This is a genomic window from Candidatus Galacturonatibacter soehngenii, from assembly GCF_008830185.1.
Classification (GTDB): Bacteria; Bacillota; Clostridia; order Lachnospirales; family Lachnospiraceae; genus Lachnotalea; species Lachnotalea soehngenii.
Genome location: NZ_WAGX01000006.1, coordinates 47,996 through 74,613 on the forward strand (window position 1 = coordinate 47,996; position 26,618 = coordinate 74,613).

The window sequence follows — 26,618 nt, forward strand, 5'->3', positions numbered from 1 at the left end:
ACTTTAGCAGTTAACGGTGATAAATTATATTTATATAGGAGGTATAATCATGGGTTTAGAAAAGATTGAAGAATACAAGAGAAAACTTGGACTAACATCGGCTGAATTAGCGGAAAAAGCAGGCATACCAAAAACTACATTAGATAAAATACTAAGTGGAGTAACAAAAGATCCAAAGTTAGAAACACTAAAAGCAATTGCAAGAGTATTAGGATTAACTCTTGACGACTTCGATGATACGAATCACAAACCAACACACGAACCATCATATGAAGATATCAAAAAGCTAATTGCAAGAAACGGAAAAGAGATGTCACAAGATGAGAAAATGGAACTAATAAAGATGCTTTCAACCTTAGAATAATTAAGTTAGGAACATTTATATGGATCGTAAATATATCGATGAAAAGATTTTAGAGGTATTTCAAACGTGTAATATTAAATCTTTTCCCTTAAACTTTGATGTAATATTCAAATACTATAACATAACTTGTTTCCCCTATACCTACAAGGATGAGAATTTCAGAGAGTTCTGTCTTAAAATGAGCGATGATGCTTTTTGCTGGAAAGGGCTTATTCTATACAATGAAAAAGTAATTCCAGGAAGACTTAATTTTTCTTTTGCGCATGAATTGGGGCACATTGTATTACAGCATTCCCAAAATCGCTCAAAAAATATAGAACAAGAAGCCAATTACTTTGCAAGTAGATTACTTGCACCACGTATCGCTATTTATTATGCGAAGTGTAAAAATTTAAATGATGTATCCAATCTATTTGGCTTAACGAACGAAGCGGCAGACTATGCTTTCCAAGATTTTCGTCGCTGGCACAGGCACATCACCTACCATAAAATGAATGAAATAGACAAAGCTATGTATTTACATTTTTATGATGAAAAGCATAAAAAATTTGTTTATAGCATAAAAGAATGTGGAATCTGTGGAAGACAATTAATTAACTTTAGCGAAAGTTCTTGCTTATCACATCACATAGACCGAACTTTATATGAGCAACCAGATCCTTTAGAGCAGTCTTTACTGATTGCTGAGAATAAGTGGCTTTACGGTGATTTATAAAGCACTGATTTAAATAAAATAAAAACCGCCCAGTAATCAAAAACTGGACGGATACAGATACAGTCAGAAGTGATTGAATCACTCTTAGAAACTGTATCTTTTTCTAATCTTTTATTCGAAATAATTGCTTTGCGTTTTGATTCGTGATATCAACTACTTCGTCATAACTGATATTTTTAATTGCCGCAATCTCTTTTGCTACGTATACCAAGTTAAGGGAAGAATTTCTTTTTCCACGATTTGGTTCTGGTGAAAGGTATGGTGCATCTGTTTCTAACAAAATACGATCCATTGGCATATATTCTACTACTTCCTTTAGTTTTTTTGCATTTTTAAAAGTTACTACTCCACCTATTCCAAGATAATATCCCATGTCCAAGAATTCTTTTGCTGTTTCCTTTGAATAAGAATAGCAATGTATGACTCCTTCTAGGTCTCTTGCATGACACTTCATCATTTCTAATGTGTCTTGTGCCGCATCTCTGCTATGAATAATGATGGGAAGTTTTTCTTCCTTTGCTAACAAAAGCTGTCGCTCAAACCACTTTTTTTGGATATCCTTAGCAGGTTCATCCCAATAGTAATCTAAACCAATTTCTCCAACCGCTACCACTTTATCATGAAGGCATTGTTCTTTTAACCATTTAAAATTTTCTTCATTTAACTCTGCTGTTTCACTTGGATGCACTCCAACCGCACCGTATAGAAAAGAATATTGATTGATTAATTCTATGGTTGCTTTTGTGGAAGCTAGACTTGCTCCCACATTTACAACATATTCAATTCCATTTTCTTTAAGGGAACTTAATAGCTCCTTTTGATCTTTTTCAAAAGCCTCATCGTCATAATGGGCATGACTTTCAAATATCATAACATTTCTCCATTAACAAATCTCTGCTCCAGCTGGCATATCTTTCTCTGGAATCATTAGACTTAGTGCCCCTTGTTCATCTTCTGCACACAAAAGCATTCCCTCTGATAAGATACCTGCAAGTTTCGCTGGCTTTAAATTCGTTACTACCATTACTTTTTTTCCTACCATCTGCTCTGGTGTATAATGTGCCTTAATTCCTGATACAATCTGTCTTATCTGACTTCCTACTTTTACTTGAGAACATAATAATTTTTTAGATTTTTTTACCTCTTCACAGGCTATTATTTCACCTACCTGGAATTGAAGCTTTGCAAAATCATCATAAGTAATCTCTGGTTTTGCCTCAATATCGATACCATCGTCTTCTACTGGTGTTGTCTCTTCTTTTTGCGCTTCTACTTTTGCCAAAACTTCTTCTAAGTCTAAGCGTGCAAATAAGATTTCAGGCTTTTCTGTCACTTTATTACCAGATGGATAAAGTCCATATTGGCTAAGCTCCTCTAAGGTTCTTTGTTTGGTATTTAGCTGAGTCAATATCTTTTGTGCTGTTTCTGGCATAAAAGATGCTAACAACGATGCACCAATTGTAATTCCTTCAATCAAATTGTAAAGCACGGTTTCTAATCGAGCCTTTGTTTCTTCCTCTTTTGCTAAAATCCATGGCATTGTTTCATCAATGTATTTATTGCATCTTTTAAACAGGGTAAATATTTCTGATATCGCATCTGCTACTTTAAGCTTCTCTATTTTCGCCAGTACCTTTTTAGGAGTTTCTAGTGCTAAGGCTTTTAATTCTTCGTCGATTGCTTCCTTTACATCTGCATTATTTACTGTTCCACCAAAATATTTATTGGACATAGATATGGTTCTATTTACCAAGTTTCCTAGGGTGTTGGCAAGATCCGAATTGATTCTTTCAACCAAAAGCTCCCAAGTAATAACTCCATCATTGTCAAATGGCATTTCATGAAGTACAAAGTAGCGAACTGCATCCACTCCAAAGATAGATACCAAATCATCAGCATAAATAACATTACCTTTTGATTTGCTCATTTTTCCATCTCCTTGTAACAACCAAGGATGCCCAAATACTTGTTTTGGTAGAGGCAAATCAAGAGCCATTAACATAATCGGCCAATAGATGGTATGAAATCTTAAAATGTCTTTTCCAATTAAGTGAAGCTCTGCTGGCCAATTTTTTATAAACTTCTCATCGTGATTTCCATCGGCGTCATAGCCAATTCCTGTGATGTAGTTGCTTAATGCATCAAGCCATACATAAACAACGTGTTTATCATCAAAATCGACTGGTATTCCCCATTTAAAGGAGGTTCTTGATACACAAAGATCTTGTAATCCAGGTAGTAAAAAGTTATTCATCATCTCATTTTTTCTGGATTCTGGTTGAATAAACTCTGGGTTAGCCTTAATGTGTTCAATTAAGCGTTCTGTGTAGTTACTTAATTTTAAAAAGTATGCCTCTTCTTTTGCTGGTTTTACTTCTCTTCCACAATCTGGACATTTTCCATCGACTAATTGAGATGTTGTAAAAAAAGATTCACAAGGTGTACAATACATCCCTTCATAATGTCCCTTATAAATATCACCTTGTTCGTATAATTTCTTGAACATTTTTTGTACTTGCTTTTCATGATATTCATCTGTTGTTCTTACAAATTTGTCATACGAAGTATTCATTAAATCCCAGATACCTTTGATTTGGTTGGCAATACCATCAACAAATACCTTTGGAGTAATTCCTGCTTCTTGCGCTTTTAATTCAATTTTTTGACCATGCTCATCCGTTCCAGTTTGGAAAAACACATCATAGCCTTCGAATCTTTTAAATCTTGCTATACTATCTGCTAACACAATTTCATACGTGTTTCCAATATGTGGTTTTCCAGACGTATAAGCGATTGCAGTTGTCATATAATATTTTTTCTTTTCCATTTTTATTTCCTCTCTTTCCTTATTACACATAACGAAGCGTAAGCTTTGCTCATCGGCTCGCATCCATGAAAATAGCAACACATATTTTTAAAATAAAAAAAGCCTTCTATGCTTTATACACAGAAGGCGATTTTATATCGCGTTACCACTTCTTTTTATCTGTTTTTCGCAAAACAGACCTCATAAAGTACTTAGAAACTCTCATTTCCGTATACTCTTTCGCTATAACAGGCGAACTCCTGTCGTAGCCTAACAGTTAAACTGGTCGGTACGCCACTCAAAAGCCATCTTCAATCTGCATTCAAATATCCCTCTCAGCATGATTTTCATCATGGGATTTCTCTGTAAAATGAATTACAAATTTACTCTCTTTATCACAGTGTTTTACATTGCATTTTTTTAAAGGTTATCATAGTGTGTTTGAGTTGTCAAGACCAGATTAAGTTATATCCCATTGTCAACTAAATTAAAATCCGAGACTCTTTAACTCACCAGCGCTAACCTGTAATGTTAAATCAAGCTTTGCTTTGTTCTTAGCCATTACTTTAATACGATTAAGTCCTTTTTCTAATTCTATTTCTTGTCATTTTTTAAAATAACCTCATGATTACTAATTTTATTAATATGTTCAAATATTAACAATATATCCTCTATAAATATAATATTAGCATATTTTTGTCATTTTTTCACCTTCCTCAGTTGTAAGTAATTTTTCTTATATTTATTTATATTTCAGATTATTTTATGTAAATATTACCAACATCCATCTTTAAAAGATCTCGCAAAAAACACCCTACTATTGTGGAAATATATATAATCCTCAATAATAGGGTGGTTCTTACTAATATACGAAATAACTTGCTATCAATACAAATTTCGTTCAAAGTGTTATTTCTTATCCTAAATAATATACTCAATGTCATCTATTGTTTTTCTGCTTCTTGTATTATAAATTAGCACGCATTCTCTTTGTTTTGGTTCTCCTAATTCATAGTTGCCGTTTCCTTCACCATTTAAGATTGCATGTAATATTTTACGGTTCATCCGCTTTGGAGAATCTGAAATCATTTTAATTCCCTTTTCTTTAAAAGGATTCTTTCTATAATAAGGATCAAATGCATACACATATTTATCATCCATACCTGTTAAAAGCATATAGTGCCAGCAGCCGAGCATAACTCGCACAACAACAACTCCCCCTTGCTGTAAACACTCTACAATACGGCTATTTTGGCCTAAGTAAACGTCTTTTCCCGTTATCATTTCACAAAAGATCGGCCAGTCCTTTACCTCACCAAAATGATTCAACCAACCAGATAAAAATCTCATTGCCATTCCTGATGTTCCATATTTGTAGGCTTCACCCTTGTCATTATAACAATCCATACAATACTGCATAATGGTTTTTACAACATCTGGATATATTTCTTCTCTAGGAAATAAATAATTTATCGCATTTAATACCGTAGTAGGTCCACAATCGTATTCTGTTATTTGATAACTTAGAGGATTTTTCATAACCTATATCTCACTTTCCATTAGCTTTAGTAAAAGTTTTGTACTTTGCACCAATTGGTCTACATTCGTATACTCCTTGCATGAGTGTACCTGCTCCATTCCGCAAGCAATTACAATCCCTTCTATCCCATTTCTTACCAGATTATTGTTATCGCTACCTCCAAAGGTTTTTGTAAGATGAACAGGTATTTGTAACTCTTTACATGCCTTTTCATAACGTGTTACAACTGAACTCTCCTTTGAGGTTTCATAGGCGTAACACTCAACGTTTTCCTTCAATTGATAGGTTGCACCCAATTTATCTGTTTCTTGTTTTGCAATCTTTTCAATTATCTCCAACTGCTCCATCGCTTTTTCATGACGATAGCTTCGAATTTCTCCTCTTACTTTACAAAAGTCTGAAACAATGTTTGTAGCCGTTCCCCCTTCAATGATTCCTATATTAACCGTCGTCTCATGGTCTACATGTCCTTGCTTAATCTGGCTGATAATCGAACTCATTGTTTGTATACTGTTAACCCCTTCTTCTGGTGCAAAACCCGCATGTGAGGCTTTACCAATCACCTCAAGCGTAAAGGATATTAAGCTTGGTGCCTGTAAGGCAGCGGTTCCTATTGGGCCACACAAGTCAAGGACATAGGCATCTTTTGCTTGTATAACGCTATGGTCAAACACTTCACTACCCTTTAAATAAACTTCTTCGGCAATCGGAAAAAATACTTCAATATCACGATGCTCCTTTTGGTTCTCTGTTAAAACACAAACTGCCTCTAAGATTGCTGCGATTCCCGATACATCATCTGCTCCTAGAATGGTTGAACCATCACTTATAATTTTTCCATCTTCTAAAACGATTGCTTTCTTATTTAGCCCTGGTTCTACCGTATCCATATGAGCAGAAAACAAAATCGGTTTTCCTTTTATGCTTCCCTTCTTAAAGGCAAACAGATTGCCTGTATTAGAATTATAATGTTTACCTGCGTCATCTTCTGTTACTGTAAAACCAAGCTCTTGAAGCTTATCCTTTAAATAATCTGCCATCTCTCTTTCTTGAAAAGAAATTGCATCAATACTAACAAGCTTTTTAAATTCTTCAATTAATCTTTTTTCATCTATTTCATTTGAATTTATTTTATTATCTTTTTCTTTTTGCTTCATACCTACACCACCTTATTTCATACTAATCCTATATGAATAATATAATACATCTACTATATATTTTTGTCAATGAAAAATCATGTACTTTTACTACTATAACTTATCTTTTCTTAATTATCCAGTAAAGCAAAAAGTTAAAAGTTTTGATTCTTTGAAACAGACATATTTATAGTATTTTTTTTGTATATTATATTAACTATATTATTGGGAGCAATCATGTTACATAAATTTAAAAAGCATCTTGGGCTTTTTTGCTGTTTTCTTTTCGTAATTGCCATTGTTTTCTACTTTGTTACTCTTAAGGATATTTATCATCAGGCTTCTAATATCGAAAGCACGCAAGCCTCTTTTCAATCATTTACCACAAAGTTATTCCAGTCCGAGGTGATCGAAAACACAGTTTCTCTCCATTACACCTTACAAAATCCTAAGAATTATGCAATTGAGGAGTATCCAATTACCTTTGGTGATTTTTCAAATGAATCCTTTCATGCAATCAACAAGAAAACGCAAGAAAACTTTGATATCCTTAAATCATTTCCTTATAAAGAGCTAAATACAAATCAGCAGCTAACCTATGATATTTTATATGATTATTATTCCAATACACTTGCAAATTCAGATTTAATTTATTATTCAGAAGTGTTAAGTCCTACAACTGGTACACAGGCTCAGCTTCCTGTTCTTTTAGCCGAGTATAGCTTTCATTCCGAACAAGATGTAATTGATTATTTAACTTTACTAACGAAAATGGATGACTACTATTTCTCTATTATCGCTTTTGAAAAAGAAAAATCTAACTTGGGACTTTTTATGTCCGAAGAAGTCGCAAAACAAATCATAGACCAGTGCAATGACTTTATCAAAGAACCTGAACATAATTTTTTACTTGATACATTTAATACCAGAATCGATGCACTAAATACCATTAGCGATTCTGCCAAAGCAAATTATAAATTACAAAATAAATCCATTCTATACAGCGATGTAATACCCGCATATAAAATATTAGTTGACGGAATTAATTCCCTTGTTGATTCAAGTGTAAATTCGCAAGGCCTATGTTATTTTGAAAATGGTCAAAGATACTATGAAGCTTTATTAAAAAGAAGTACTGGTTCATCAAAATCTGTTTTTGAATTAAAAAAGCTTCTTAATGCATACATGAAAAATGATTTAACTCAAATGGCACAAATTGCGGCGAAAGATCCCACTATTTTAGCTACATCCGACTCCTATCAATTTGACTTAACTGATCCTTCTTTAATATTAGAAGATTTGAAAGAGAAAATATCGATTGACTTTCCTGCCCCCCCAGAGGCTTATTATACTGTAAAGTATGTGCATCCCTCTTTATCAAAACATTTAAGCCCTGCTTTTTATTTAACGCCTCCCATTGATAACATAGCCGATAACTCAATCTATATTAATCCCCAAAGCAATTACTCCAAAATTGATCTCTATACAACACTTGCACACGAAGGCTATCCTGGACACTTATACCAAAACATCTACTTTAATTACAACAACAGCGAACCTATTCGAAAACTTCTAAACTATAGTGGTTATACCGAGGGATGGGCAACTTATGTTGAAATGTATTCCTATCAGTTAGCTGATGTTGATTCCAATCTTTCGAAGCTATTGCAATTAAACAACGCGATTACTTTATACTTATATGCAAATATGGATATAGGAATCAATTATGATGGCTGGACGCTAAGTGATACAAGTGATTATTTGGCAGACTATGGCATTGATAATGAGGATTCAGTCAAAAAAGTCTACTTAGCAATCATATCAGAACCTACGAATTATTTAAAATATTGCATTGGTTATTTGGAATTTATGGAATTAAAAAACACTGCCGAGAAATCATTAGGCAGTGACTTTTCCTTAATTCAATTTCATAAATTTTTACTGGATACAGGCCCAGCTCCCTTCTATATTATTGAAAAATATATGCAGGAGTGGATAAAAGCAATCAAATAAAAATAACTAATGGTAGTTTTTAAAAAATTCCGTCATATTCGTAATTGCTTTTACTAAAACAAGTGTCTCATCTTTACTAAGACCTTTTATAGTAGCTTTAATCATATCGTCGTGGAATTTTTGATGATGATGATATGCCTTTTTGCCCTTTTCTGACAAAGATAAAAGAACGACTCTTCTATCTTCCTCGCTTCGAACACGTTCTACATAGTTTTTTTTCACAAGGCTATTAATGGCAATGGTAAGCGTACCTACCGTTACAGACATGGTCTTGGCAACCGTGGACATATTGCGCGGACTGCCAATTCCAATTGCATCGATGATATGCATATCATTGCCGGTAATATCCTTGAATTCATCTGTAATCAGAGCTTTTTCTTCAATATCCATGATATCATTAAAAAGATTCACTAATATTTCATTAAAACTATTGTAGATATCCACGACGTCACCGACTTTCCCTTCGAATATCCACATTATACAATATTTAAGCACATTTCACAATACATTAGTCGGTTTTTGTAACTTGTAGCGTAGTAAAATTTTAAACATTATCTCTCTTATTATGAGAATGTTTGAAGCATATTTACCGCTTTTTCCCAACGCTTCATTTTTTCTTCTCTTTCATCTTGCGACATTTTTGGCATATAACTTTGATATGAAAGATTATGAAATACCTTGTTCTCCTTATAAAGTCCTAAGGCAATTCCTGCCATATAAGCCACTCCTATGGCAGATAATTCCTCTGTATTTGAAGCTTCTACAGGTAGATTACCTATATCACTTTGAAACTGCATTAAGTACTTATTTCTAGTTGGACCTCCATCTACTCGCATTTCTTTTATCTTACCTTGGCTATCCTTTTCCATTGCACTTATTACGTCTTGAATTTGAAATGCAATGCTTTCTACACTTGCTTTAATGATTTCAGCTTTCTTTGTCGTTCTTGTCATGCCGCAAATCATGGCTTTTGCATCATTAATCCAGTGCGGTGCGGATAAGCCTGTAAAGGCAGGAACTACAATGGTAGTATCATGCTCATTGGCGCTTATAATATAGTCCTCAATTTCACTGGTATCTTTAATAAAGCCTAAATCATTTTGAAGCCACGCAATCACAGCTCCCGTATAATTGATGTTTCCTTCCAGTACATAACTTACCTTCCCATTTCTAGACCAAGCAATGGAGGAAGCCAATCCGTAACTACTTTTTTTACATTCTGCTCCTGTATTCATCATAATAGAAGATCCCGTTCCGTAAGTCGCTTTAACTGTATTGGTTTTATGACAACCCTGTCCAAATAGGGCTGCATGAGAATCTCCCATCACACAATGAATAGGAATCTTTTTGTTCAAAAAGCCGTTTAAATCAGTTTCTCCAAAGTTTGAATCGCTATCGCATACACTTGGAAGTACCACTCTTGGAATATCAAAAATCTTTAACAATTCTTCATCCCAAGTTAAGGTATGAATGTTAAATAACTGCGTTCTAGAGGCATTAGTATAATCTGTTTTAAAGCATTCTCCCCCTGTCAGTCGATAAACCAAATAACTATCCATCGTACCCATGAAAACTTCATTCTCTATTTTACAATGCTCTAAAAGCCATCTCATCTTAGAAGCTGGAAAATAAGGAGATAGCGGAAGACCTGTTTTATCTAAAACAAGAGCCGCATACTCTCTTCTTTCTTCTGCTATTTTACTTGCTCTTGCACACTGCCATACTACCGATTGATGAAGCGCTTTTCCACTTTTGTCCCATATTGCAGTGGATTCTCGTTGATTACTAATACCAATGGCAACAATATCCTCTTTCTTAATAGCTGCATTCTTTACTGCAATTTCAACCGTTTTCACTACATGTGTGTAAATTTCCTCAATATCATGTGACACATAGCCAAGCTCATTGATGTGCTGCTTATGAGGTAAATAAGCCTTTTCTATTATTTTTCCTGTCTCATCAAATACGATTGTCTTGGTTCCTTGTGTACTCTGGTCAATTCCAATTATATAGTTCATGCTTCCTCCATTACTGATTGGTAAGTGTGCGTTTTGCACTGTCTGCAATTCCTTTTGCATCAAGACCGTAATACGAAAAGATTTCTTTGTTGCTTCCTCCAATGATATGCCCATCTGGAAGGGCAAGATTTACTACCTTCATTGGATGTTTTGCACTGATAAGCTGTGATACCATACTGCCTAGTCCTCCAAATGGAGAGTGTTCCTCTACCGTAAGGATGCATTTTACCTTTTTACTTACGCTTAATACTGCCTCTTGATCAAGTGGCTTAATGCAATACATATCAAGCACTGTTGCATGGATTCCTTCTTCTTTCAAAAGCTTTGCTGCCTCTTTTGCATAAGGAACGAGTTCGCCACAAGTAATGATAGCAACATCATCTCCTTCACATACAAGACTTGCCTTATTAAGCTCGAATTTTATATTTTCATCATACACATCCTCGGTTGCCGAACGACTCACTCTGACATACGCTGGTTTGTTATCCTGCAACAACGCTTCCATTAACTTTTCTGTCTGAAAACGATCGCTTGGTAAATAAACACGCATACCAGGAAGTGCTGCCATTGCCGCAATATCTTGACAAGAATAATGTGTCATTCCAAGAGCACCATAGCTAACCCCACCACTAATTCCGATTAACGTTACATTTGTCTCTGAATAAGCAACATCTACTTTTGCCTGCTCGTAGCTTCTGGTTGATAAAAAACATGCTGGAGACGCTGCAAATACCTTTTTTCCTGCTGCCGCAAGTCCTGCTGATACCGTAACTAGATTTTGCTCTGCAATCCCCATTTCTACAAACTGCTTTGGAAATTCATTGGCAAATGGACCTAGGGAAGCAGAACCACGAGAATCCGAGCATACAACCACAATATCCTTATCTTCTTTGGCAGCCTTTACTAACGTATCATTGATTGCCTGACGATTGGTAATTTGATTCATGATAATACCTCCTCTATCTCTTTTACCGCTTGCTCATATTGCTCTTTCGTCATAACGCCATGATGCCAGCCTTTTTGATTTTCCATATAAGACACACCCTTACCTTTTATTGTATGGGCTAGAACAACACTTGGTTTTCCCTTACAAATTTTCGCCTCCTCATAAGCCTTTACAAGCTGTTTGCAGTCATTTCCATCCTCTACTTCAATGACATGCCAACCAAAAGAAGCAAATTTATCCGCTAAACTATCAGTTGACATAACTTCTTTTGTGGTTCCACTAATTTGTAGCCCATTCAAATCCACCGTTGCACACAAATTGTCGAGTCCATACTGACTTGCCGCCATCATAGCTTCATAATTCGAACCTTCTGCCATTTCACCATCCCCTAATACGACATAGGTGCGATACTTTTTTTGATCCATCTTAGCCGCAAGTGACATACCAACGCCAAGAGAAAGTCCATGTCCAAGAGAACCCGAATTAATCTCAACACCATTTACCTCTGTATTTGGATGACCGATGAACTTAGATTGATACGCACTAAAGGTCTCAATTGCTTCTTGCTTATCAAAAAATCCTTTCTCTCCAAGTACAATATAAAGTGCATCTGCGCAGTGACCTTTACTTAAGATAAAGCGATCTCTCGTATCCTCTTTAAAATTCTCTGGTGATACATTCATTACCTTAAAGTAAAGAACCGTTAATATGTCCATTACACTCAAATCTCCTCCAATATGACCTGCTTTGGAACGATATATCATTTCAATGACATCTTTTCGAAGTTCATATGCTTTTTTTGTTAATTCCTTCATTTTTTCACCTCACACATAGCCTTTCAGCGCTTTTTTCTTATTTTTTATTCTCCATGAATCATTGCCTTTACGCTTTCTTCATTGTTGTCATATAAATCTGGTGTAATGCCAAGATATTTACACGCTTCAAATAAGATAGGTACTACATTTTTATGAATTCCAACACAGTGGTGTATGTATGGTCCTTCTACGATTTTCGCTTCTAGGCGTTTTAAGTTCTCTACTTCTACCCATACGTAAGTTCCTTTGGTATAAGGCCCTTCCACTCCTTTTGCATTTCCAAGTAGTAAAGAATACTCACCATTATCTCCGTCAAATCTGCAAAGTGTCATCTCACCAAGCTTTGCCTGAGCCTCCACTGCACCTGGATGATTAAATGCTAACGGATATCCAATGGTTGGCTTACAAGACGCACAAGAAAGCGGCCATGGCCCACAATGTTGTAATAACTCACCATTTTCATTATCTGGATGACGTACCGTCCAGTCCGCAAAAAAGCTTCTTGCTTCATCCATGCCTGCTGCCTCACACATAATAGAAGTAATCGCACCGTGAATATCTGTTTCACATACAACTGGAAGTCCTTCCTCGTTTAACAAACTATTTGCCGCACATGGCATAATGCCTATTTCATCTTGTAAAGCATTCCAGCATTGAATTGCGATTGCATTACAGCCATATTGATCTGCCAGCTTTCTCATTGCAACCTTTAGTGCGGCTATGCTTTCTAATTGCTCCTCTTTAATCTGTATATTAAAATGCTCTTTGCAATAAGCCACTACCTTTTCTACTTCTATCTTTTCTTCCTTTGCCCTCTTTACTTCCTTTGTTAGTTCTGGCATAGGAATTGGAGATAACTGAATGTTGAATTTCTCAAGAAGCTCTCCTTCGTTACACATAGTTGACCAAAAATCAAAGGGCCTTGGTCCAATTTGAAGAATTCTAGTGCTACGAAATGCTTTTACGACATTACAGACAGCAAGAAAATGAAAGATACCTCGTTCAAATTCAGGGTCTTCTAATCTGCAATTGCATAAATATGTAAATGGAATCTGAAAACGTCTTAGCACTTTACCCGTAGCAAAAAGTCCACATTGGCTATCTCTTAATCGAATTCCGTTTTCATCTGGTCTTTCATCCCTTGGTCCCCATAATAAAACGGGTACATTTAGTTCTTTTGCCAAACGAGCAACCTCATATTCCGTTCCAAAGTTACCGTGTGGAAAAAATAAGCCGTCTACCTTCTTTTGCTTAAATTTCTCTGTAATTAAGATACGATCCTCTTCACTGTGTAAAAGCCCATCCTTTGAAATATCATTAATATCAACAAATTCCACTCCAAGTTCAGTTAATTTAGCTCTTGTTAAATCTGCATATTTGACTGCATCTGGTGCTGAAAAGATACTTCTTCTTGTTGGTGCAAAGCCTAATACAACTTTCTTCATAATGGGGGTTCCTCCTTTTATTTTGAATATCCTGTTGCATTTATTATATAAAGAATTCAACTTAATTTGATTAGGTACTTAAGTATAATTTACTTAATTTACAACTTAATCCTTGTAAATATTAAGTTTTGGCTTTAAAATACAAATATAAATGAAAAAAGAAAGGAATCTCTTATGTCAATATCCGCGAAAGAGCTTGCAAAGCTACTCAATTTATCCGAAGCCGCCGTTTCTATGGCGTTAAATAATAAACCAGGAGTTAGCACTAAGACAAGGCAATTAGTTCTTGAAATGGCTGAAAAACACGGCTACGATTTCACTCGCATTTCCTGGAAAAACAATGTAACTGGTTCTATCTTATTTGTTATTTTTCGAAAACATGGAGCTGTTGTCAAAGACTCTCCTTTCTTTTCAGAGCTTTTTGAAGGAATTGAAAATGGATGTAAAAAATCCAATTATAAATACACCATTTCCTATATTAACGAAAGTGAAGACCTAGAATCACAATTAGAACATATCATTTATTCAGACTACGCTGGTATCATATTACTTGGAACCGAAATGCAGATGGAGGATTTAAAACCTTTTTTAAAAATAAATATTCCTATGGTGTTGCTAGACGTTTACTTTGATCTTATCAAACACGACTGTATTCTAATTAACAACATGCAAGGAGCCTTTCTTGCTACCGATTATTTGATTTCACGTACCAATTGTCAGCCTGGATATCTTCATTCGGCATACTCCATTCATAATTTTGAATCACGCTCTGATGGATTTTACAAGGCAATACGAAAACATGGTATGTCCACCTCCAAATCAATTGTACATAAGCTTACTCCATCAATTGATGGGGCTTACGCCGATATGCTTGAGTTATTAAAACAAAAGGAAGAAATTGCCCCTTGTTACTTTGCAGATAATGATTTAATTGCAATTGGAGCCATGAAAGCTTTTCAAAAAATGGGTTATAAAATTCCAGAGGATGTTGCAATCGTTGGCTTTGATAATCTTCCAATGACAAGTTATATTGAACCATCCTTAACTACCATTCATGTGCCAAAGCAGTATATGGGTGAAATGGCGGCGTCTCGCCTCATTGAAATCATTCATGCCAAGAATTTTGTTCCAATTAAGTTAGAAGTTAGTACAAGTCTAATCAAAAGACGATCTATTTAATAAAAAACACAGAGGATGATTAATTCCTCTGTGCAATAGACTACATGAGTCTGGCTAATATTGTGGATGCAATAATTCCCGTTACCGTACAAAGCAAAGCACCTGGTAAAGTCCATCTTGTCTTTGTAACCTTTGCTGCCATAAAATATACACTCATCGTATAAAATACTGTTTCTGTACATCCCATCATAATAGATGCAGCCAAACCAATAAAAGAATCCGTTCCAAACTCTTTAAATAAATCTAGCGCAAGGCCCGTTGCCGCCGACGAAGAAAATAACCTTACAATGGCAAGGGGTACTAATTCAGATGGGAAATGTATGTAGTTTGTTGCTTTGCCAATTAATTCTGCAATAAAATTTAAAAACCCAGATGCTCTTAATATACCAACTCCCATCATTAAACCTATTAGTGTTGGCATAATATTTAGCACTGTCTTAAATCCGTCTGCTGCTCCTTTGATAAATTCATCGTATATGTTTTTCTTCATTAACAAGCCAAAACCCACAATATAAAATATCATAAGCGGCATTATAAAATCAGATAAAAAAATTAGTATTTTCATTGATGCTTCACCGCCATTATCTTAGCAAAAATTATTCCAACTATAGTTGAAATCGTTGTAGCTACAATAGCAGGAGCAGTTATAATGCCTGGATTAGCAGAGCCGTACTGGCTTCTATAGGCAATGATATTTATTGGAATTAGTTGTAAGGATGAGATGTTGATAATCAGGAAGGTACACATATCAACACTTGCTTTTTCACTATCATGATTTAGTTCCTTTAGACTTTCCATCGCCATTAATCCCGCAGGGGTTGCTGCCCATCCAAGTCCGAGTATATTAGCAATAATGTTTGTTGTAATATATTCCCTTGCCTTATGGTTTTTAGGAATAGTTGGAAACATAAAGTCTACAAAAGGTTTTATTTTATTGGTTGCAGCTTTGATAATACCAGAAACTTCCGCAATTCTCATGAGGCCAACCCACACTCCCATAATTCCAACCATTGTAATACAAAGCTCTACTGCCTCTTTGGCTGAATCAAGTGCAGCGGCTGTGATATTTGTCATTGTCCCATTAATGGCACCATAAACGATACCAATTATAATCATGGCTCCCCATAAATAATTAAGCATTTTACTCCTAAATATTCTTTTTTAGTATATTATGCCAATTCTGTTTGAATCATTACTGAAATGCCTTTACATTTATTTTTGTACAAAATAGTTACTTTTTAACTATGTTTCCATTAATTATCGATAGATATTATGTATAAAAAAAGATACAATGGTATTATGTTTCTAATGACATTCGTTAAAGTTTATTTTAAATTTCAAGTAAACAAACAGCAAACATAAATTGGAGGTTCATGTATGCAAAAAAAATACATCTATGTCCTTGCTTCATTCTTTTTACTTCTTTCTGTCATACTTTTTGGCACTTACTATCAGAATAAAAATAATATTAATATGTCATATACCGATTTTATAAATACCGTTGAAAATAAAAGAATTGAACAAGTTACATTTACAAGCAATCAAAACACATTTCAAGCGACATTAAAAAATGATGACAAACATATCTATATTATCCCCAATCCAAAGACACAAGATTTTACAGAATATTTATTACTTCATGATATCACCATCAATTATGGTAAGAATGGATTAATTTCAGCAAATTTATTACTGATACTAATTGTTCTTGTTGCCGCAGGCGGTGCTTATTATTTTCGTTATCGGAATCAGAAATCAATGATTCAAAATGCGAACAAGAAGACGAAAAAGAGTTCATCCATTACGTTGAAACAAGTAGCAGGTAATATAGAAGCAAAGTCCATGTTAGAAGATGTTATTTCTTTTATTAAAGAACCAGATAAATATTCCAGCGTTGGCGCAAGAATGCCAAAAGGTGTCCTTTTATATGGACCTCCTGGAACTGGAAAAACACTTTTAGCAAAAGCAGTTGCTGGTGAAGCCAATGTACCTTTTTATGCAATGAGCGGTTCAGACTTTGTTCAGATGTATGTAGGGGTTGGTGCAAGTCGTATTCGTAGTCTTTTTCAAAAAGCAAAGAAAAGCGAAAAGGCCGTTATCTTTATAGATGAAATTGATGCCATTGGTAAAAAACGTTCTCGTGGTGCTTCTAGTAGTAATGACGAACGTGATCAAACTTTGAATGCACTATTAACTGAAATGTCTGGATTCCATGAAAATTCGGGAATTATTGTAATTGGTGCCACCAATCGATTAGATACCTTAGATGAAGCCCTTCTTCGTCCAGGACGTTTTGATCGACAAATAGAAATTGGTTTACCCGATGTAAATTCAAGAAAAAAAATCTTAACTTTACATGCAAAATCAAAACCACTCGCAGACAATGTAGATTTGGATGCTCTTGCAAAGTCAACAGTTTACTTTAGTGGTGCTATGTTAGAAAATTTATTAAACGAAGCAGCAATTTACGCTGCGAATGAAAAAAATCCAGTGATTTGTAACTATCACATAGAGAAAGCATTTTACACGGTTATTGCTGGCGCACCAAAAGTGGATCGCTCTTATATTTCTGAAAAGGACCTTAAAATTACTGCTTATCACGAAGCAGGACATGCACTGGCAACCAAACTTTTACTTCCTGAAAATTATATTTCAAAAGTTACGATTATTCCTAGTGTAACAGGGGCAGGCGGCTTTAACTTAACCATACCAAAAGATACGTTGTATCAAAATCAAAGACAAATAAAAGCCACCATACAAACACTACTTGCTGGGCGAATTGCAGAAGAATTAATTTTTGGTATGGATGAAGTAACCACAGGTGCCAGCAACGATATACAAAAAGCATCCAGTATTATTCTTGATTATGTAAACAAATTTGGTATGGATGAAGAGCTTGGATTATTTAGTTTATCTTGCATGGAATATGAATCCGATAACAAGATAATAGAAAAATGTCGTGATCTTATGAATTCTCTTTATGAAGAGACCAAAGAACTTTTACAGAATAATTTGGATTTGTTAGAACAGATAACTTATGAATTAATAGAAAAAGAATCCTTAAATGCAAAGGATATTGACCGTATCTGCGCATAAAAAAATGTTTATATCGTGTGGTTTTCTTATTTATATATATACCATGCGATATAAACAATTTTTATTTGTCCTGAATAATATAATTATATACCTCTCTCTTTGTTATTCCCCTATCCTTTGCTACTAATTTCATAGCATCTTTCTTATCTATGTCTTGACTCGTGTAATAGCACATATGGTCTTCTATGGACATCTCGCTCCATTTTAATTGGCTTTCTTGCATCAATGCTTCAATGCTTTTCCCTTCAATTATGATAACACATTCACCCTTTGGAACGTTTTCTTTGTAATAATCTATCCCTTTTGAAAAAGTAGTTACGAAGGCTGTTTCATGTTTTTTGGTAAGCTCTCGACAAATGGTAATATTTCTATCACCTAATACATTTTTTAATTCTTCTAACGTTTTAATCAAGCGGTGAGGTGCCTCATAACAAATAATTGTTCTGGTCTCATTCTTTAGTTCTTCTAAAATATGTGCCTTTTCCTTTTTATCCGATGGTAAAAAAGCCTCAAAACAAAACCTTCTTGTTGATAAACCTGAAAGAGTCAAGGCAGTGATACAAGCGGCTGCCCCAGGCAAAGAAGTAACTTCGATTTCATTTTCATAACACTGCTTCACCAGCTCCTCCCCTGGATCTGATATTCCTGGTGTACCTGCATCTGTAATTAAAGCAATGTTTAATCCCGCTTTCATTTTTTCAACTAAGTATTTGGCCTTATCATACTTATTAAATTCGTGATAACTAGTCATAGGTGTTTTTATTTCAAAATGATTCAGCAATTTAATACTATTTCTCGTATCTTCAGCTGCAATCAAATCAACTTCTTTTAAAGTGCGCACCACTCGAAATGTTATATCTTCCAAATTACCAATAGGAGTTGCACACAAGTATAATTTTCCTGACATCTCTACCTCCTACAGATTAACAAAGTATCGTATCATACTTTGTTTCAATTTATGTTGCGTTAAGATACTATAAGTTAATTAGTATCCATATATATCATAAATTTCATCTGTATATTTTCCTGGTTCTTTATATACAATAAGTGGTTTTTCCACTGTTATTCTAGATTTTCCACCTTTTAAAGCTTCAATTAGAACCATATTTGGCTCTTTATCAACAAAGGGATATACAAGCTGCATTCTTTTTGGCTCTAGCTTGTATTTAACAAGTGTTGTCATGATTTCAGCCAGTCGAAAGGGTCTATGAACCATAAAAAAACGTCCATTTACCTTTAGTAATTTAGAACCTTCTCTTATTACATCCTCCAGACTACAAGAAATTTCATGCCTTGCAATCGCCTTTGGCTGATTTGGATTAACCAATCCATGATTTCCTGTCATATAGGGAGGATTCGTAGTAATTATATCAAAAGAGGCAGCCCCAAATATTTTTGAGGCTCCCTTTATATCTCCAGTAACAATGTCTATTTTATTTTCCAAATGATTATAGGCAACACTACGCCTTGCCATATCAGCACTTTCTTCTTGAATTTCAAGACCGGTATAATGCTCTCCATTGGTTTTGGCTTCTAGTAAAATAGGTATAATTCCCGTTCCTGTTCCTAAATCAAGCACCTTTTCACCTTGTTTTACCTTTGTAAACCCAGATAATAGTACAGCATCCATTCCAAAACAAAATTTCTCTGGATTTTGTATAATATAATAGCCATTTCTATGAAGCTCATCTAATCTTTCATTTTCTTTTAGACTAATTGTCATCTAACTTAGATTTCCCTTCATTTTTTTCTAACATTTCCAACTCTCGTAATTCCGCATCTGATAAATCAATTTTTTCTTTCTTTCGTTTTGGTTTAAACCTTAGTTGTGATACTTTATATTCGCGAATTTCCTTTTCATCATTCAATGAAACAATTACCTTAACAAGCTGTCTTAACACATTTACGCTTTGTACTTCACCTTTTAGATTATCATCTGTCGTTACATAATCACCCACATTTGGTAAACGACTATTAAGCTCTTCGTAGGTCTCTTCTTCATTTTTCAAGCAACACATAAGCCTGCCACATACTCCAGAAATCTTAGTTGGGTTCAATGATAAATTCTGCTCTTTTGCCATCTTAATAGACACCGGTGCAAACTCTGATAAATGTGTATGACAGCACAAAGGTCTACCACAAATTCCTATTCCACCTAATATCTTTGTTTCATCTCTTACACCAATTTGGCGAAGTTCAATTCTTGTCTTAAAAACAGCTGCAAGATCTTTTACCAACTCACGAAAATCTATTCTTCCATCTGCCGTAAAATAAAACAAAACTTTATTATTATCAAAAGTATATTCTGCATCAATTAACTTCATTTCAAGACCATGTTTTTTTATCTTTTCTAAACATATTTTAAAAGCTTCTTTTTCTTTTATTTTATTATTCGCTTCTACTTCATCGTCTTCACAGGTTGATACACGGATTACATCCTTTAAAGGCTGTACTACTTTTGAATCTTCTACTTCTCTTGGTCCGATTACTACAGCTCCATATTCAATCCCTCTTGCTGTTTCAACAATTACATGGTCACCTACATTTATATCAAAATTCTTTGGGTCAAAGAAATATATTTTCCCCGCAGCTCTAAATCTAACTCCAATAATTTTTGTCATTCTAGCTCCTTTCGCTCCACCTGACTAAAGTATCTATATTAAGCTTTAATTTTCCTTGATGGTTAATAACAATAATTCCATGACTAATTCGAAATTTACATTCGCATTTAATCGGACTTTTGCTTTCTCAATTGCATTAATAATATTTTCTATACCATTGTAAGAACGCTCATTTGCCTGTTTCTTAATATCTGATATATTGTCTTTAAAGATTAAGTGATTGATATCGTTTGTAGCCTTAAATAATAATACATCACGAAACCATAAAATAATTAAATCAAGATAGTCATTTATATTTAATTTGTTCTCTGCTATCTTCTTTATATACTCAATTACCTCATACATTTCCATATCAGCCATGTTTCGAAGCATAGAAAAGGTATCTTCTCTTAGCTGGTCAAAATCTTGTGTAGAGGCTAATTTAATTGCTTTCCCTACATTTCCTTGCGCAAAAGCAACACTAATATTTGCTTTATAGTCAGGTATTTGTTTTTCCTCCATTAAAAAGGTACGAATTAACTCATCTTCTACCACTTTTAAATTCAATGTAATACATCTTGATAATATGGTGGATAACAAAGCTTCATGATTCGTTGTTAATAAAATGATAACTGCATAGGCTGGTGGTTCCTCTAATGTCTTTAGTAGAGCATTTTGAGCCTGTACTGTTAATTTATCTGCTTCATCTATGATATATATCTTATACTTAGAACTATAGGGTTTAATAACAATATCATTGTTAAGCTGCCCTCTGATATCATCAACTCCAATGCTTCCTGGCTTTTCATGAGTTACCCAAATAATATCTGGATGATTGTGATTGTTTGATTGCATACATGATTTACATTTACCGCATGGTTCATCATTTTCAGTCTCACATTGAAGAGTCATTGCAAATGTAGATGCTATTAATTTTTTGCCAGAACCAACCTCACCATTTAAAATATATGCATGTGAAATCTTTCCAAGCATAATTGCACTTTTTAAATGTTCAATAACCTGTTTATGACCTATTATATTTTTAAATCCAGACATCATGGTACTCCATTCTATTATTATGTGGCTATATCCAATAATAATCCTTTTATCTCATCTATCTTACTTAATATTGCAAGGTGATCCTTTTCATCACTCATCAATTCTTTTGCTAGTGCATCTAAATTTTCATCAATTAATCTGACGATACCATATACCCTATGGCGTCCTCTTCTATCTAGAAAATTTTCTCTTGAGAATTCATGTGAACGGGTTACTACTTCGTTCATAAATTCCTTTACAAGACTTCTATATGCTTTCATATCTCGAATATCCATATGTTTGGCAAGTCTATCCCCTTGAACATTGATTTCTTTCATCAATCCATTTAACTTGTCCTGCAAATCTTTTTCATGAATACTGCTAATTAAAGTAAACTTAAAACTACTATCCTTTTGTTGTGTTTTTTTCGTACTCTCTATCGCAGCTGCAGAAGAACTTTCATTCACCTTTAAATTCACACTTTCACCCTCTTTGCTAATGTATGTTGAATCAATCTTTTGTATAAGTTATATTATACCGAAAGATTTTTTAATTTACAACCTGGTTTATATAATTCGAAACTTCTATTATGCACTCTTCTAAGTTATGATTCTGAAACCTTTTACTTATTCCAGCTTCAACTATTTTGTCCTCAGAAAAATCTTTTTGATCTGCCAAAAATCTTCTACACATCTCTTCATACTTAGGAAATGTCTGTTGTCTTTCTCTTGTTAAAGCTCTTTCCAAGCGTAGACCATCCTCCACTTCAATATAAATAGGAACAATCAATTCATTTCCATAATATTTTTTTGTTTTTATAAAGGATTCTAATGTTCCAATCATCAGATAATTATTTCTTTTTAGATCAATTTGATCGTCATTCACTGTAAAATACTTCCACTCACCATACGTGGTTTGATACGATCTTGCTTCAATAATTTTTCCTTCATTCTGTAAATATAAAAATCTATTATCATTCACAAATATATATTCTATGCCATCTGTTTCTCCTTCTCTGATTGGCCTTGTTGTATACATAACAATTCTTTTTAATTGATACCTATTCTTTTCTAAAATTCTTTTATAAATAGTATCTTTACCAGATGAACTTTTACCCATAATATAAAATATTTTTCCCATAAAACATTTATCCTTCGCTTATCATACTAATTTATTTCACACTTATGTTAAAATTTGAATTTTATTATTTGTGATATCCTTCATTCCTTCTATTGTAAGCCCCATTTTTTTGTATTTATTTATCTCTATTATTAATTCATATGTGATTTCTTCACCTGGAGCAATCAAAGGTATACCAGGAGGATATAGATATACATACTCACCTGACACTTTTCCGATCGAATCATTCAAACTATGTTCTTTCGTTGTTCTTTTTAATGATTCTGTTATAGTATAACATATTTTTGCTTCCAAATTTAAATTTATCTTCTCATTGTTTTCTACATAATTACAAGTTTTATCTATTTCAATTAAAGCACTTTTTAATCTTTCATATCCTATTTCTGTATCCATTACAGATGTCATTCCTAAAACATAGTTACTTGTAGCCATCTCCATTTGTAGATGATATTTTTCTAATAATCGATTATATAATTCCTTACCAGTTATATCGGTATTTTTGGTTGATATAATTAACTTTGAACGATCTAAATCATAGATATCATATTTTCCTAATACACTATCATCTAATAGTTTTAATTTTGTTAATACAGACATTTCCTCACGGAATTGGTTTAATTTCTTTACATAGTTATCAAATAGGTCTTTTCCCTCTGTTTGTAACAAATTAATACAAGAATCAATGCTTGCCATTAATAGATAAGAAGGACTGCTTGTCTGGTAAATAGATAAATATCTTCTTAACCTATCTCTATCTACAATTGTACCATTTACATGAATAAGTGCTGTTTGTGTTAAAGATGGCAAGGTCTTATGTAAACTATGAATTACAATATCAGCTCCATTCTTAATTGCATTTTCAGGAAAGTACGAATGAAAACCAAAATGAGCTCCATGAGCTTCATCAACAATCAGCGGAATATTATATTTATGTACAATATTTGCAATCTCCTTTACATTAGAAACAATACCATCATACGTAGGTGACGTAATTACAACTGCTTGAATATTTTGATTACTTATCAACAATTGTTTTACTTTTTCTGGATTTAATCCACCATTTACACAATATTTATCTGTATTTTGTGGATAAGTATAAATATTTTTCAACTCATTAAGGAAAACTGCATTATAAACCGCCTTATGACAATTCCTTGCCATTAAAATACTTCCGCCTTTACTTGTACAAGCAGATATAGCACTCAATAAACCGGCCGTTGAGCCATTAATAATAAAATAAGACTCCTTAGATTGATACAAATGTGCTGCTCTTTTTTGTGCTTCTAAAAGTATCCCCTCGCTATGATGCAAATTATCAAAGTTATCTATTTCCGTTATATCCAGACAAAATGGATTAATAAAATGATTCTCTTTACTTCTTTTATGACCCGGCATATGAAAAGGGTAATAATCTAATTCTGAATAAGACTTTAGTCGTTCATAAAGATTCATAATAAAACCTCCTTATTTTTGATTATATATTAAAACTCTAGATGTGTATTTATAATTTATAGAATTACTTATTTATTAATGATTTAATTATTTATACAAATAAAAATAATTTAAATACATTTAGTCTTATTTACTTTTATTATTATTTATTTTTCACTTATATCATATAACAGTTTTATAACATAAGAAAAGCCTTAAATGTAATATTTAAGGCTTTTGTAAATGAGACATCGGGGATTCGAACCCCGGACAACTTGATTAAAAGTCAAGTGCTCTACCAACTGAGCTAATATCCCATAATGCCCAGAACCGGAATCGAACCAGTGACACGAGGATTTTCAGTCCTCTGCTCTACCGACTGAGCTATCTGGGCATGTACTATATTTAATTGAAATTGCGGGGGCAGGATTTGAACCTACGACCTTCGGGTTATGAGCCCGACGAGCTTCCAGACTGCTCCACCCCGCGACATTATTAATATATATTTTTAAAACAAATGGATGGAGAAGGATTCGAACCTTCGAAATCGTCGATAACAGATTTACAGTCTGCCCCCTTTGGCCACTCGGGAACCCATCCATAAAAATGAAACACTCTTATAAAAGTGTTCAATTTAAGCCGACGATCGGACTTGAACCGATAACCTGCTGATTACAAGTCAGCTGCTCTGCCAATTGAGCCACGTCGGCATAAAAAATAACTTAATAAAAAATGGGACCAACAGGGCTCGAACCTGTGACCCTCTGCTTGTAAGGCAGATGCTCTCCCAGCTGAGCTATGATCCCATGGTAATAACAATATTTAATTAATACGACCCAAATGGGACTCGAACCCACGACCTCCGCCGTGACAGGGCGGCGCTCTAACCAACTGAGCCATTGGGCCATTGAAAGTTTATACCTTCAAAACTGCACATGAAATTCGAATAATGTATGACGACTCTCTTAGCAAACTCTCACCTGCTAAGCTCTTTGGTCATGCCCTCGACCGATTAGTAACAGTCAGCTACATGCATTACTGCACTTCTACCTCTGTCCTATCTACCTTGTAGTCTTCAAGGGGTCTTACTAGCCTGCGCTATGGGATATCTCATCTTGAGGGGGGCTTCACGCTTAGATGCCTTCAGCGTTTATCCCTTCCGAACTTGGCTACTCTGCCATGCCTTTGGTAGACAACAGATACACCAGCGGTTCGTCCAACCCGGTCCTCTCGTACTAAGGTCAGCTCCTCTCAAATATCCTGCGCCCGTGCCGGATAGGGACCGAACTGTCTCACGACGTTCTGAACCCAGCTCGCGTACCGCTTTAATGGGCGAACAGCCCAACCCTTGGGACCTACTTCAGCCCCAGGATGCGATGAGCCGACATCGAGGTGCCAAACCACTCCGTCGATGTGAACTCTTGGGAGTGATAAGCCTGTTATCCCCAGGGTAGCTTTTATCCGTTGAGCGATGGCAATCCCACTTTATACCACCGGATCACTAAGTCCTAGTTTCCTACCTGCTCCACCCGTCGGTGTCACAGTCAAGCTCCCTTATGCCTTTGCACTCTGCGAATGGTTTCCAACCATTCTGAGGGAACCTTTGAGCGCCTCCGATACTCTTTCGGAGGCGACCGCCCCAGTCAAACTCCCCGCCTGACATTGTCCTCCCACCAGTTTATGGTGGCTAGTTAGAAATCCAATACTGCAAGGGCGGTATCCCAACAACGACTCTGGTATGACTGGCGTCATACCTTCCTAGTCTCCCGCCTATCCTGTACATGCAGTACCGAATCCCAGTATCAAACTGGAGTAAAGCTCCATGGGGTCTTTCCGTCCTGGCACGGGTAACCAGCATCTTCACTGGTACTTCAATTTCACCGGGTGCATTGTCGAGACAGTGCCCAAATCATTACGCCTTTCGTGCGGGTCGGAACTTACCCGACAAGGAATTTCGCTACCTTAGGACCGTTATAGTTACGGCCGCCGTTTACTGGGGCTTAAGTTCAAAGCTTCGCTTGCGCTAACCTCTCCCCTTAACCTTCCAGCACCGGGCAGGCGTCAGCCCATATACCTCACCTTTCGGTTTTGCATAGACCTGTGTTTTTGCTAAACAGTTGCTTGGGCCAATTCTCTGCGGCCTGGCTTTCACCAGGCACCCCTTCTCCCGAAGTTACGGGGTCATTTTGCCGAGTTCCTTAACAATGCTTCTCCCGTCGGCCTTAGGATTCTCTCCTCATCCACCTGTGTCGGTTTACGGTACGGGTACAATAAAAACAATAGCGGCTTTTCTTGGCAGCTAGCTCACACACTTCCCTACTTTAATTTCGGTCCAC

23 protein-coding genes, 7 tRNA genes and 1 rRNA gene are annotated in these 26,618 nt (G+C 35.1%); 5 read left to right on the forward strand and 26 right to left on the reverse strand.

Annotated features, from left to right (window positions below; genetic code table 11):
* The first annotated feature begins 49 nt into the window (after nucleotides 1–49).
* Nucleotides 50–364, forward strand: coding sequence for a helix-turn-helix domain-containing protein (locus F7O84_RS14640; RefSeq protein ID WP_151146926.1), 315 nt, complete (start codon nucleotides 50–52; stop codon nucleotides 362–364).
* A 178-nt stretch (nucleotides 365–542) separates the two neighbouring features.
* Nucleotides 543–1,079 (forward strand): ImmA/IrrE family metallo-endopeptidase, encoded by a 537-nt coding sequence (locus F7O84_RS14645; RefSeq protein WP_192451779.1) that lies wholly within the window; start codon nucleotides 543–545, stop codon nucleotides 1,077–1,079.
* Between the two features lie 103 nt (nucleotides 1,080–1,182).
* Here F7O84_RS14645 and F7O84_RS14650 read toward each other — a convergent pair whose 3' ends face one another.
* The 4 genes from F7O84_RS14650 to F7O84_RS14665 form a co-directional block, all read right to left on the reverse strand.
* Nucleotides 1,183–1,950: a TatD family hydrolase gene (locus tag F7O84_RS14650; protein WP_151146931.1), complete on the reverse strand. Its 768-nt coding sequence runs from the start codon at nucleotides 1,948–1,950 to the stop codon at nucleotides 1,183–1,185.
* 12 nt (nucleotides 1,951–1,962) lie between these two features.
* On the reverse strand, nucleotides 1,963–3,936 hold the full coding sequence (gene metG / locus F7O84_RS14655) for a methionine--tRNA ligase (protein WP_279238010.1): 1,974 nt from the start codon (nucleotides 3,934–3,936) through the stop codon (nucleotides 1,963–1,965).
* An 870-nt stretch (nucleotides 3,937–4,806) separates the two neighbouring features.
* Nucleotides 4,807–5,424, reverse strand: coding sequence for a peptidase C39 (locus tag F7O84_RS14660; protein ID WP_151146937.1), 618 nt, complete (start codon nucleotides 5,422–5,424; stop codon nucleotides 4,807–4,809).
* Nucleotides 5,425–5,427: 3 nt separating this feature from the next.
* On the reverse strand, nucleotides 5,428–6,582 hold the full coding sequence (locus F7O84_RS14665; RefSeq protein WP_151146939.1) for a M20/M25/M40 family metallo-hydrolase: 1,155 nt from the start codon (nucleotides 6,580–6,582) through the stop codon (nucleotides 5,428–5,430).
* Between the two features lie 216 nt (nucleotides 6,583–6,798).
* On the opposite strand from F7O84_RS14665, the gene F7O84_RS14670 reads away from it, so the two are divergent.
* On the forward strand, nucleotides 6,799–8,574 hold the full coding sequence (locus F7O84_RS14670) for a DUF885 domain-containing protein (protein WP_151146942.1): 1,776 nt from the start codon (nucleotides 6,799–6,801) through the stop codon (nucleotides 8,572–8,574).
* A 6-nt stretch (nucleotides 8,575–8,580) separates the two neighbouring features.
* Here the strand turns inward: F7O84_RS14670 and F7O84_RS14675 are convergent, their stop codons facing one another.
* The 5 genes from F7O84_RS14675 to F7O84_RS14695 form a co-directional block, all read right to left on the reverse strand.
* The gene (locus tag F7O84_RS14675; protein WP_151146945.1) at nucleotides 8,581–9,051 is read right to left on the reverse strand and encodes a MarR family winged helix-turn-helix transcriptional regulator; all 471 of its coding nucleotides are present in this window, start codon (nucleotides 9,049–9,051) and stop codon (nucleotides 8,581–8,583) included.
* Nucleotides 9,052–9,137: 86 nt separating this feature from the next.
* Complete coding sequence (locus tag F7O84_RS14680; protein ID WP_151146947.1) at nucleotides 9,138–10,592, reverse strand: FGGY-family carbohydrate kinase; 1,455 nt, start codon at nucleotides 10,590–10,592, stop codon at nucleotides 9,138–9,140.
* 10 nt (nucleotides 10,593–10,602) lie between these two features.
* On the reverse strand, nucleotides 10,603–11,538 hold the full coding sequence (locus F7O84_RS14685; RefSeq protein ID WP_151146951.1) for a transketolase family protein: 936 nt from the start codon (nucleotides 11,536–11,538) through the stop codon (nucleotides 10,603–10,605).
* Nucleotides 11,535–12,353 (reverse strand): transketolase, encoded by an 819-nt coding sequence (locus F7O84_RS14690; RefSeq protein WP_151146954.1) that lies wholly within the window; start codon nucleotides 12,351–12,353, stop codon nucleotides 11,535–11,537. The genes F7O84_RS14685 and F7O84_RS14690 overlap by 4 nt, the downstream gene beginning before the upstream one ends.
* A 44-nt stretch (nucleotides 12,354–12,397) precedes the next feature.
* Nucleotides 12,398–13,798, reverse strand: a complete 1,401-nt coding sequence (locus F7O84_RS14695) for an L-fucose/L-arabinose isomerase family protein (RefSeq protein ID WP_151146957.1) — start codon at nucleotides 13,796–13,798, stop codon at nucleotides 12,398–12,400.
* A gap of 174 nt (nucleotides 13,799–13,972) precedes the next feature.
* Here F7O84_RS14695 and F7O84_RS14700 point away from each other — a divergent pair, with 174 nt between their 5' ends.
* Nucleotides 13,973–14,977 carry a LacI family DNA-binding transcriptional regulator gene (locus F7O84_RS14700; RefSeq protein ID WP_151146960.1) on the forward strand — a complete coding sequence of 335 codons (1,005 nt, stop codon included), beginning with the start codon at nucleotides 13,973–13,975 and terminating at the stop codon, nucleotides 14,975–14,977.
* A 40-nt stretch (nucleotides 14,978–15,017) separates the two neighbouring features.
* On the opposite strand, the gene F7O84_RS14705 is transcribed toward F7O84_RS14700, so the two are convergent.
* Both F7O84_RS14705 and F7O84_RS14710 read right to left on the reverse strand, forming a co-directional pair.
* Nucleotides 15,018–15,542 (reverse strand): spore maturation protein, encoded by a 525-nt coding sequence (locus F7O84_RS14705; RefSeq protein ID WP_151146963.1) that lies wholly within the window; start codon nucleotides 15,540–15,542, stop codon nucleotides 15,018–15,020.
* A complete protein-coding gene (locus tag F7O84_RS14710) occupies nucleotides 15,539–16,117 on the reverse strand; it encodes a nucleoside recognition domain-containing protein (RefSeq protein ID WP_151146966.1) in 579 nt (192 codons plus the stop codon). Before F7O84_RS14710 ends, F7O84_RS14705 begins: the two co-directional genes overlap by 4 nt.
* A 237-nt stretch (nucleotides 16,118–16,354) precedes the next feature.
* On the opposite strand from F7O84_RS14710, the gene F7O84_RS14715 reads away from it, so the two are divergent.
* Nucleotides 16,355–18,073, forward strand: a complete 1,719-nt coding sequence (locus tag F7O84_RS14715; RefSeq protein WP_151146969.1) for an ATP-dependent metallopeptidase FtsH/Yme1/Tma family protein — start codon at nucleotides 16,355–16,357, stop codon at nucleotides 18,071–18,073.
* Nucleotides 18,074–18,134: 61 nt separating this feature from the next.
* Here the strand turns inward: F7O84_RS14715 and rsmI are convergent, their stop codons facing one another.
* The 15 genes from rsmI to F7O84_RS14790 form a co-directional block, all read right to left on the reverse strand.
* Nucleotides 18,135–18,980 carry a 16S rRNA (cytidine(1402)-2'-O)-methyltransferase gene (gene rsmI / locus F7O84_RS14720; RefSeq protein ID WP_151146971.1) on the reverse strand — a complete coding sequence of 282 codons (846 nt, stop codon included), beginning with the start codon at nucleotides 18,978–18,980 and terminating at the stop codon, nucleotides 18,135–18,137.
* Nucleotides 18,981–19,058: 78 nt separating this feature from the next.
* Entirely contained in the window at nucleotides 19,059–19,796 is a 738-nt protein-coding gene (locus tag F7O84_RS14725) for a tRNA1(Val) (adenine(37)-N6)-methyltransferase (RefSeq protein ID WP_151146973.1), read from the reverse strand.
* Nucleotides 19,786–20,694, reverse strand: coding sequence for a PSP1 domain-containing protein (locus F7O84_RS14730; protein ID WP_151146975.1), 909 nt, complete (start codon nucleotides 20,692–20,694; stop codon nucleotides 19,786–19,788). The genes F7O84_RS14725 and F7O84_RS14730 overlap by 11 nt, the downstream gene beginning before the upstream one ends.
* Before the next feature lie 45 nt (nucleotides 20,695–20,739).
* Nucleotides 20,740–21,729 carry a DNA polymerase III subunit delta' gene (holB, locus tag F7O84_RS14735; RefSeq protein ID WP_151146977.1) on the reverse strand — a complete coding sequence of 330 codons (990 nt, stop codon included), beginning with the start codon at nucleotides 21,727–21,729 and terminating at the stop codon, nucleotides 20,740–20,742.
* A 20-nt stretch (nucleotides 21,730–21,749) separates the two neighbouring features.
* Nucleotides 21,750–22,190, reverse strand: a complete 441-nt coding sequence (locus F7O84_RS14740; protein WP_151146979.1) for a YaaR family protein — start codon at nucleotides 22,188–22,190, stop codon at nucleotides 21,750–21,752.
* A gap of 70 nt (nucleotides 22,191–22,260) precedes the next feature.
* Nucleotides 22,261–22,851 carry a nucleoside/nucleotide kinase family protein gene (locus tag F7O84_RS14745; RefSeq protein ID WP_151146982.1) on the reverse strand — a complete coding sequence of 197 codons (591 nt, stop codon included), beginning with the start codon at nucleotides 22,849–22,851 and terminating at the stop codon, nucleotides 22,261–22,263.
* Nucleotides 22,852–22,893: 42 nt separating this feature from the next.
* Nucleotides 22,894–24,303 (reverse strand): aminotransferase class I/II-fold pyridoxal phosphate-dependent enzyme, encoded by a 1,410-nt coding sequence (locus tag F7O84_RS14750; protein ID WP_243140908.1) that lies wholly within the window; start codon nucleotides 24,301–24,303, stop codon nucleotides 22,894–22,896.
* Between the two features lie 223 nt (nucleotides 24,304–24,526).
* Nucleotides 24,527–24,599, reverse strand: a tRNA-Lys gene (locus tag F7O84_RS14755).
* Between the two features lie 4 nt (nucleotides 24,600–24,603).
* Nucleotides 24,604–24,676: transfer RNA gene (locus F7O84_RS14760), tRNA-Phe, on the reverse strand.
* 21 nt (nucleotides 24,677–24,697) lie between these two features.
* Nucleotides 24,698–24,771 (reverse strand) — tRNA-Met (locus F7O84_RS14765).
* A gap of 29 nt (nucleotides 24,772–24,800) precedes the next feature.
* A tRNA-Tyr gene (locus F7O84_RS14770) sits at nucleotides 24,801–24,882 on the reverse strand.
* 37 nt (nucleotides 24,883–24,919) lie between these two features.
* A tRNA-Thr gene (locus tag F7O84_RS14775) sits at nucleotides 24,920–24,992 on the reverse strand.
* A gap of 23 nt (nucleotides 24,993–25,015) precedes the next feature.
* Nucleotides 25,016–25,088, reverse strand: a tRNA-Val gene (locus F7O84_RS14780).
* Between the two features lie 26 nt (nucleotides 25,089–25,114).
* Nucleotides 25,115–25,188, reverse strand: a tRNA-Asp gene (locus tag F7O84_RS14785).
* An 86-nt stretch (nucleotides 25,189–25,274) separates the two neighbouring features.
* Nucleotides 25,275–26,618: ribosomal RNA gene (locus tag F7O84_RS14790) — 23S ribosomal RNA — on the reverse strand; the annotation flags it as partial.

Excerpts from the sequence above, each read along its gene's own strand:
- F7O84_RS14650 (WP_151146931.1), bottom strand. The coding sequence starts at position 1,950 with ATGATATTTGAAAGTCATGCCCATTATGACGATGAGGCTTTTGAAAAA.
- F7O84_RS14690 (WP_151146954.1), bottom strand. The coding sequence starts at position 12,353 with ATGAAGGAATTAACAAAAAAAGCATATGAACTTCGAAAAGATGTCATT.
- F7O84_RS14715 (WP_151146969.1), top strand. The coding sequence starts at position 16,355 with ATGCAAAAAAAATACATCTATGTCCTTGCTTCATTCTTTTTACTTCTT.
- F7O84_RS14675 (WP_151146945.1), bottom strand. The coding sequence starts at position 9,051 with ATGTGGATATTCGAAGGGAAAGTCGGTGACGTCGTGGATATCTACAAT.
- holB (WP_151146977.1), bottom strand. The coding sequence starts at position 21,729 with ATGTCTGGATTTAAAAATATAATAGGTCATAAACAGGTTATTGAACAT.
- F7O84_RS14640 (WP_151146926.1), top strand. The coding sequence starts at position 50 with ATGGGTTTAGAAAAGATTGAAGAATACAAGAGAAAACTTGGACTAACA.
- metG (WP_279238010.1), bottom strand. The coding sequence starts at position 3,936 with ATGTGTAATAAGGAAAGAGAGGAAATAAAAATGGAAAAGAAAAAATAT.
- F7O84_RS14700 (WP_151146960.1), top strand. The coding sequence starts at position 13,973 with ATGTCAATATCCGCGAAAGAGCTTGCAAAGCTACTCAATTTATCCGAA.
- F7O84_RS14710 (WP_151146966.1), bottom strand. The coding sequence starts at position 16,117 with ATGCTTAATTATTTATGGGGAGCCATGATTATAATTGGTATCGTTTAT.
- F7O84_RS14730 (WP_151146975.1), bottom strand. The coding sequence starts at position 20,694 with ATGACAAAAATTATTGGAGTTAGATTTAGAGCTGCGGGGAAAATATAT.
- F7O84_RS14725 (WP_151146973.1), bottom strand. The coding sequence starts at position 19,796 with ATGACAATTAGTCTAAAAGAAAATGAAAGATTAGATGAGCTTCATAGA.
- F7O84_RS14695 (WP_151146957.1), bottom strand. The coding sequence starts at position 13,798 with ATGAAGAAAGTTGTATTAGGCTTTGCACCAACAAGAAGAAGTATCTTT.
- F7O84_RS14670 (WP_151146942.1), top strand. The coding sequence starts at position 6,799 with ATGTTACATAAATTTAAAAAGCATCTTGGGCTTTTTTGCTGTTTTCTT.
- F7O84_RS14745 (WP_151146982.1), bottom strand. The coding sequence starts at position 22,851 with ATGGGAAAAATATTTTATATTATGGGTAAAAGTTCATCTGGTAAAGAT.
- F7O84_RS14645 (WP_192451779.1), top strand. The coding sequence starts at position 543 with ATGAGCGATGATGCTTTTTGCTGGAAAGGGCTTATTCTATACAATGAA.
- F7O84_RS14685 (WP_151146951.1), bottom strand. The coding sequence starts at position 11,538 with ATGAATCAAATTACCAATCGTCAGGCAATCAATGATACGTTAGTAAAG.
- F7O84_RS14680 (WP_151146947.1), bottom strand. The coding sequence starts at position 10,592 with ATGAACTATATAATTGGAATTGACCAGAGTACACAAGGAACCAAGACA.
- F7O84_RS14665 (WP_151146939.1), bottom strand. The coding sequence starts at position 6,582 with ATGAAGCAAAAAGAAAAAGATAATAAAATAAATTCAAATGAAATAGAT.
- rsmI (WP_151146971.1), bottom strand. The coding sequence starts at position 18,980 with ATGTCAGGAAAATTATACTTGTGTGCAACTCCTATTGGTAATTTGGAA.
- F7O84_RS14750 (WP_243140908.1), bottom strand. The coding sequence starts at position 24,303 with ATGAATCTTTATGAACGACTAAAGTCTTATTCAGAATTAGATTATTAC.
- F7O84_RS14705 (WP_151146963.1), bottom strand. The coding sequence starts at position 15,542 with ATGAAAATACTAATTTTTTTATCTGATTTTATAATGCCGCTTATGATA.
- F7O84_RS14660 (WP_151146937.1), bottom strand. The coding sequence starts at position 5,424 with ATGAAAAATCCTCTAAGTTATCAAATAACAGAATACGATTGTGGACCT.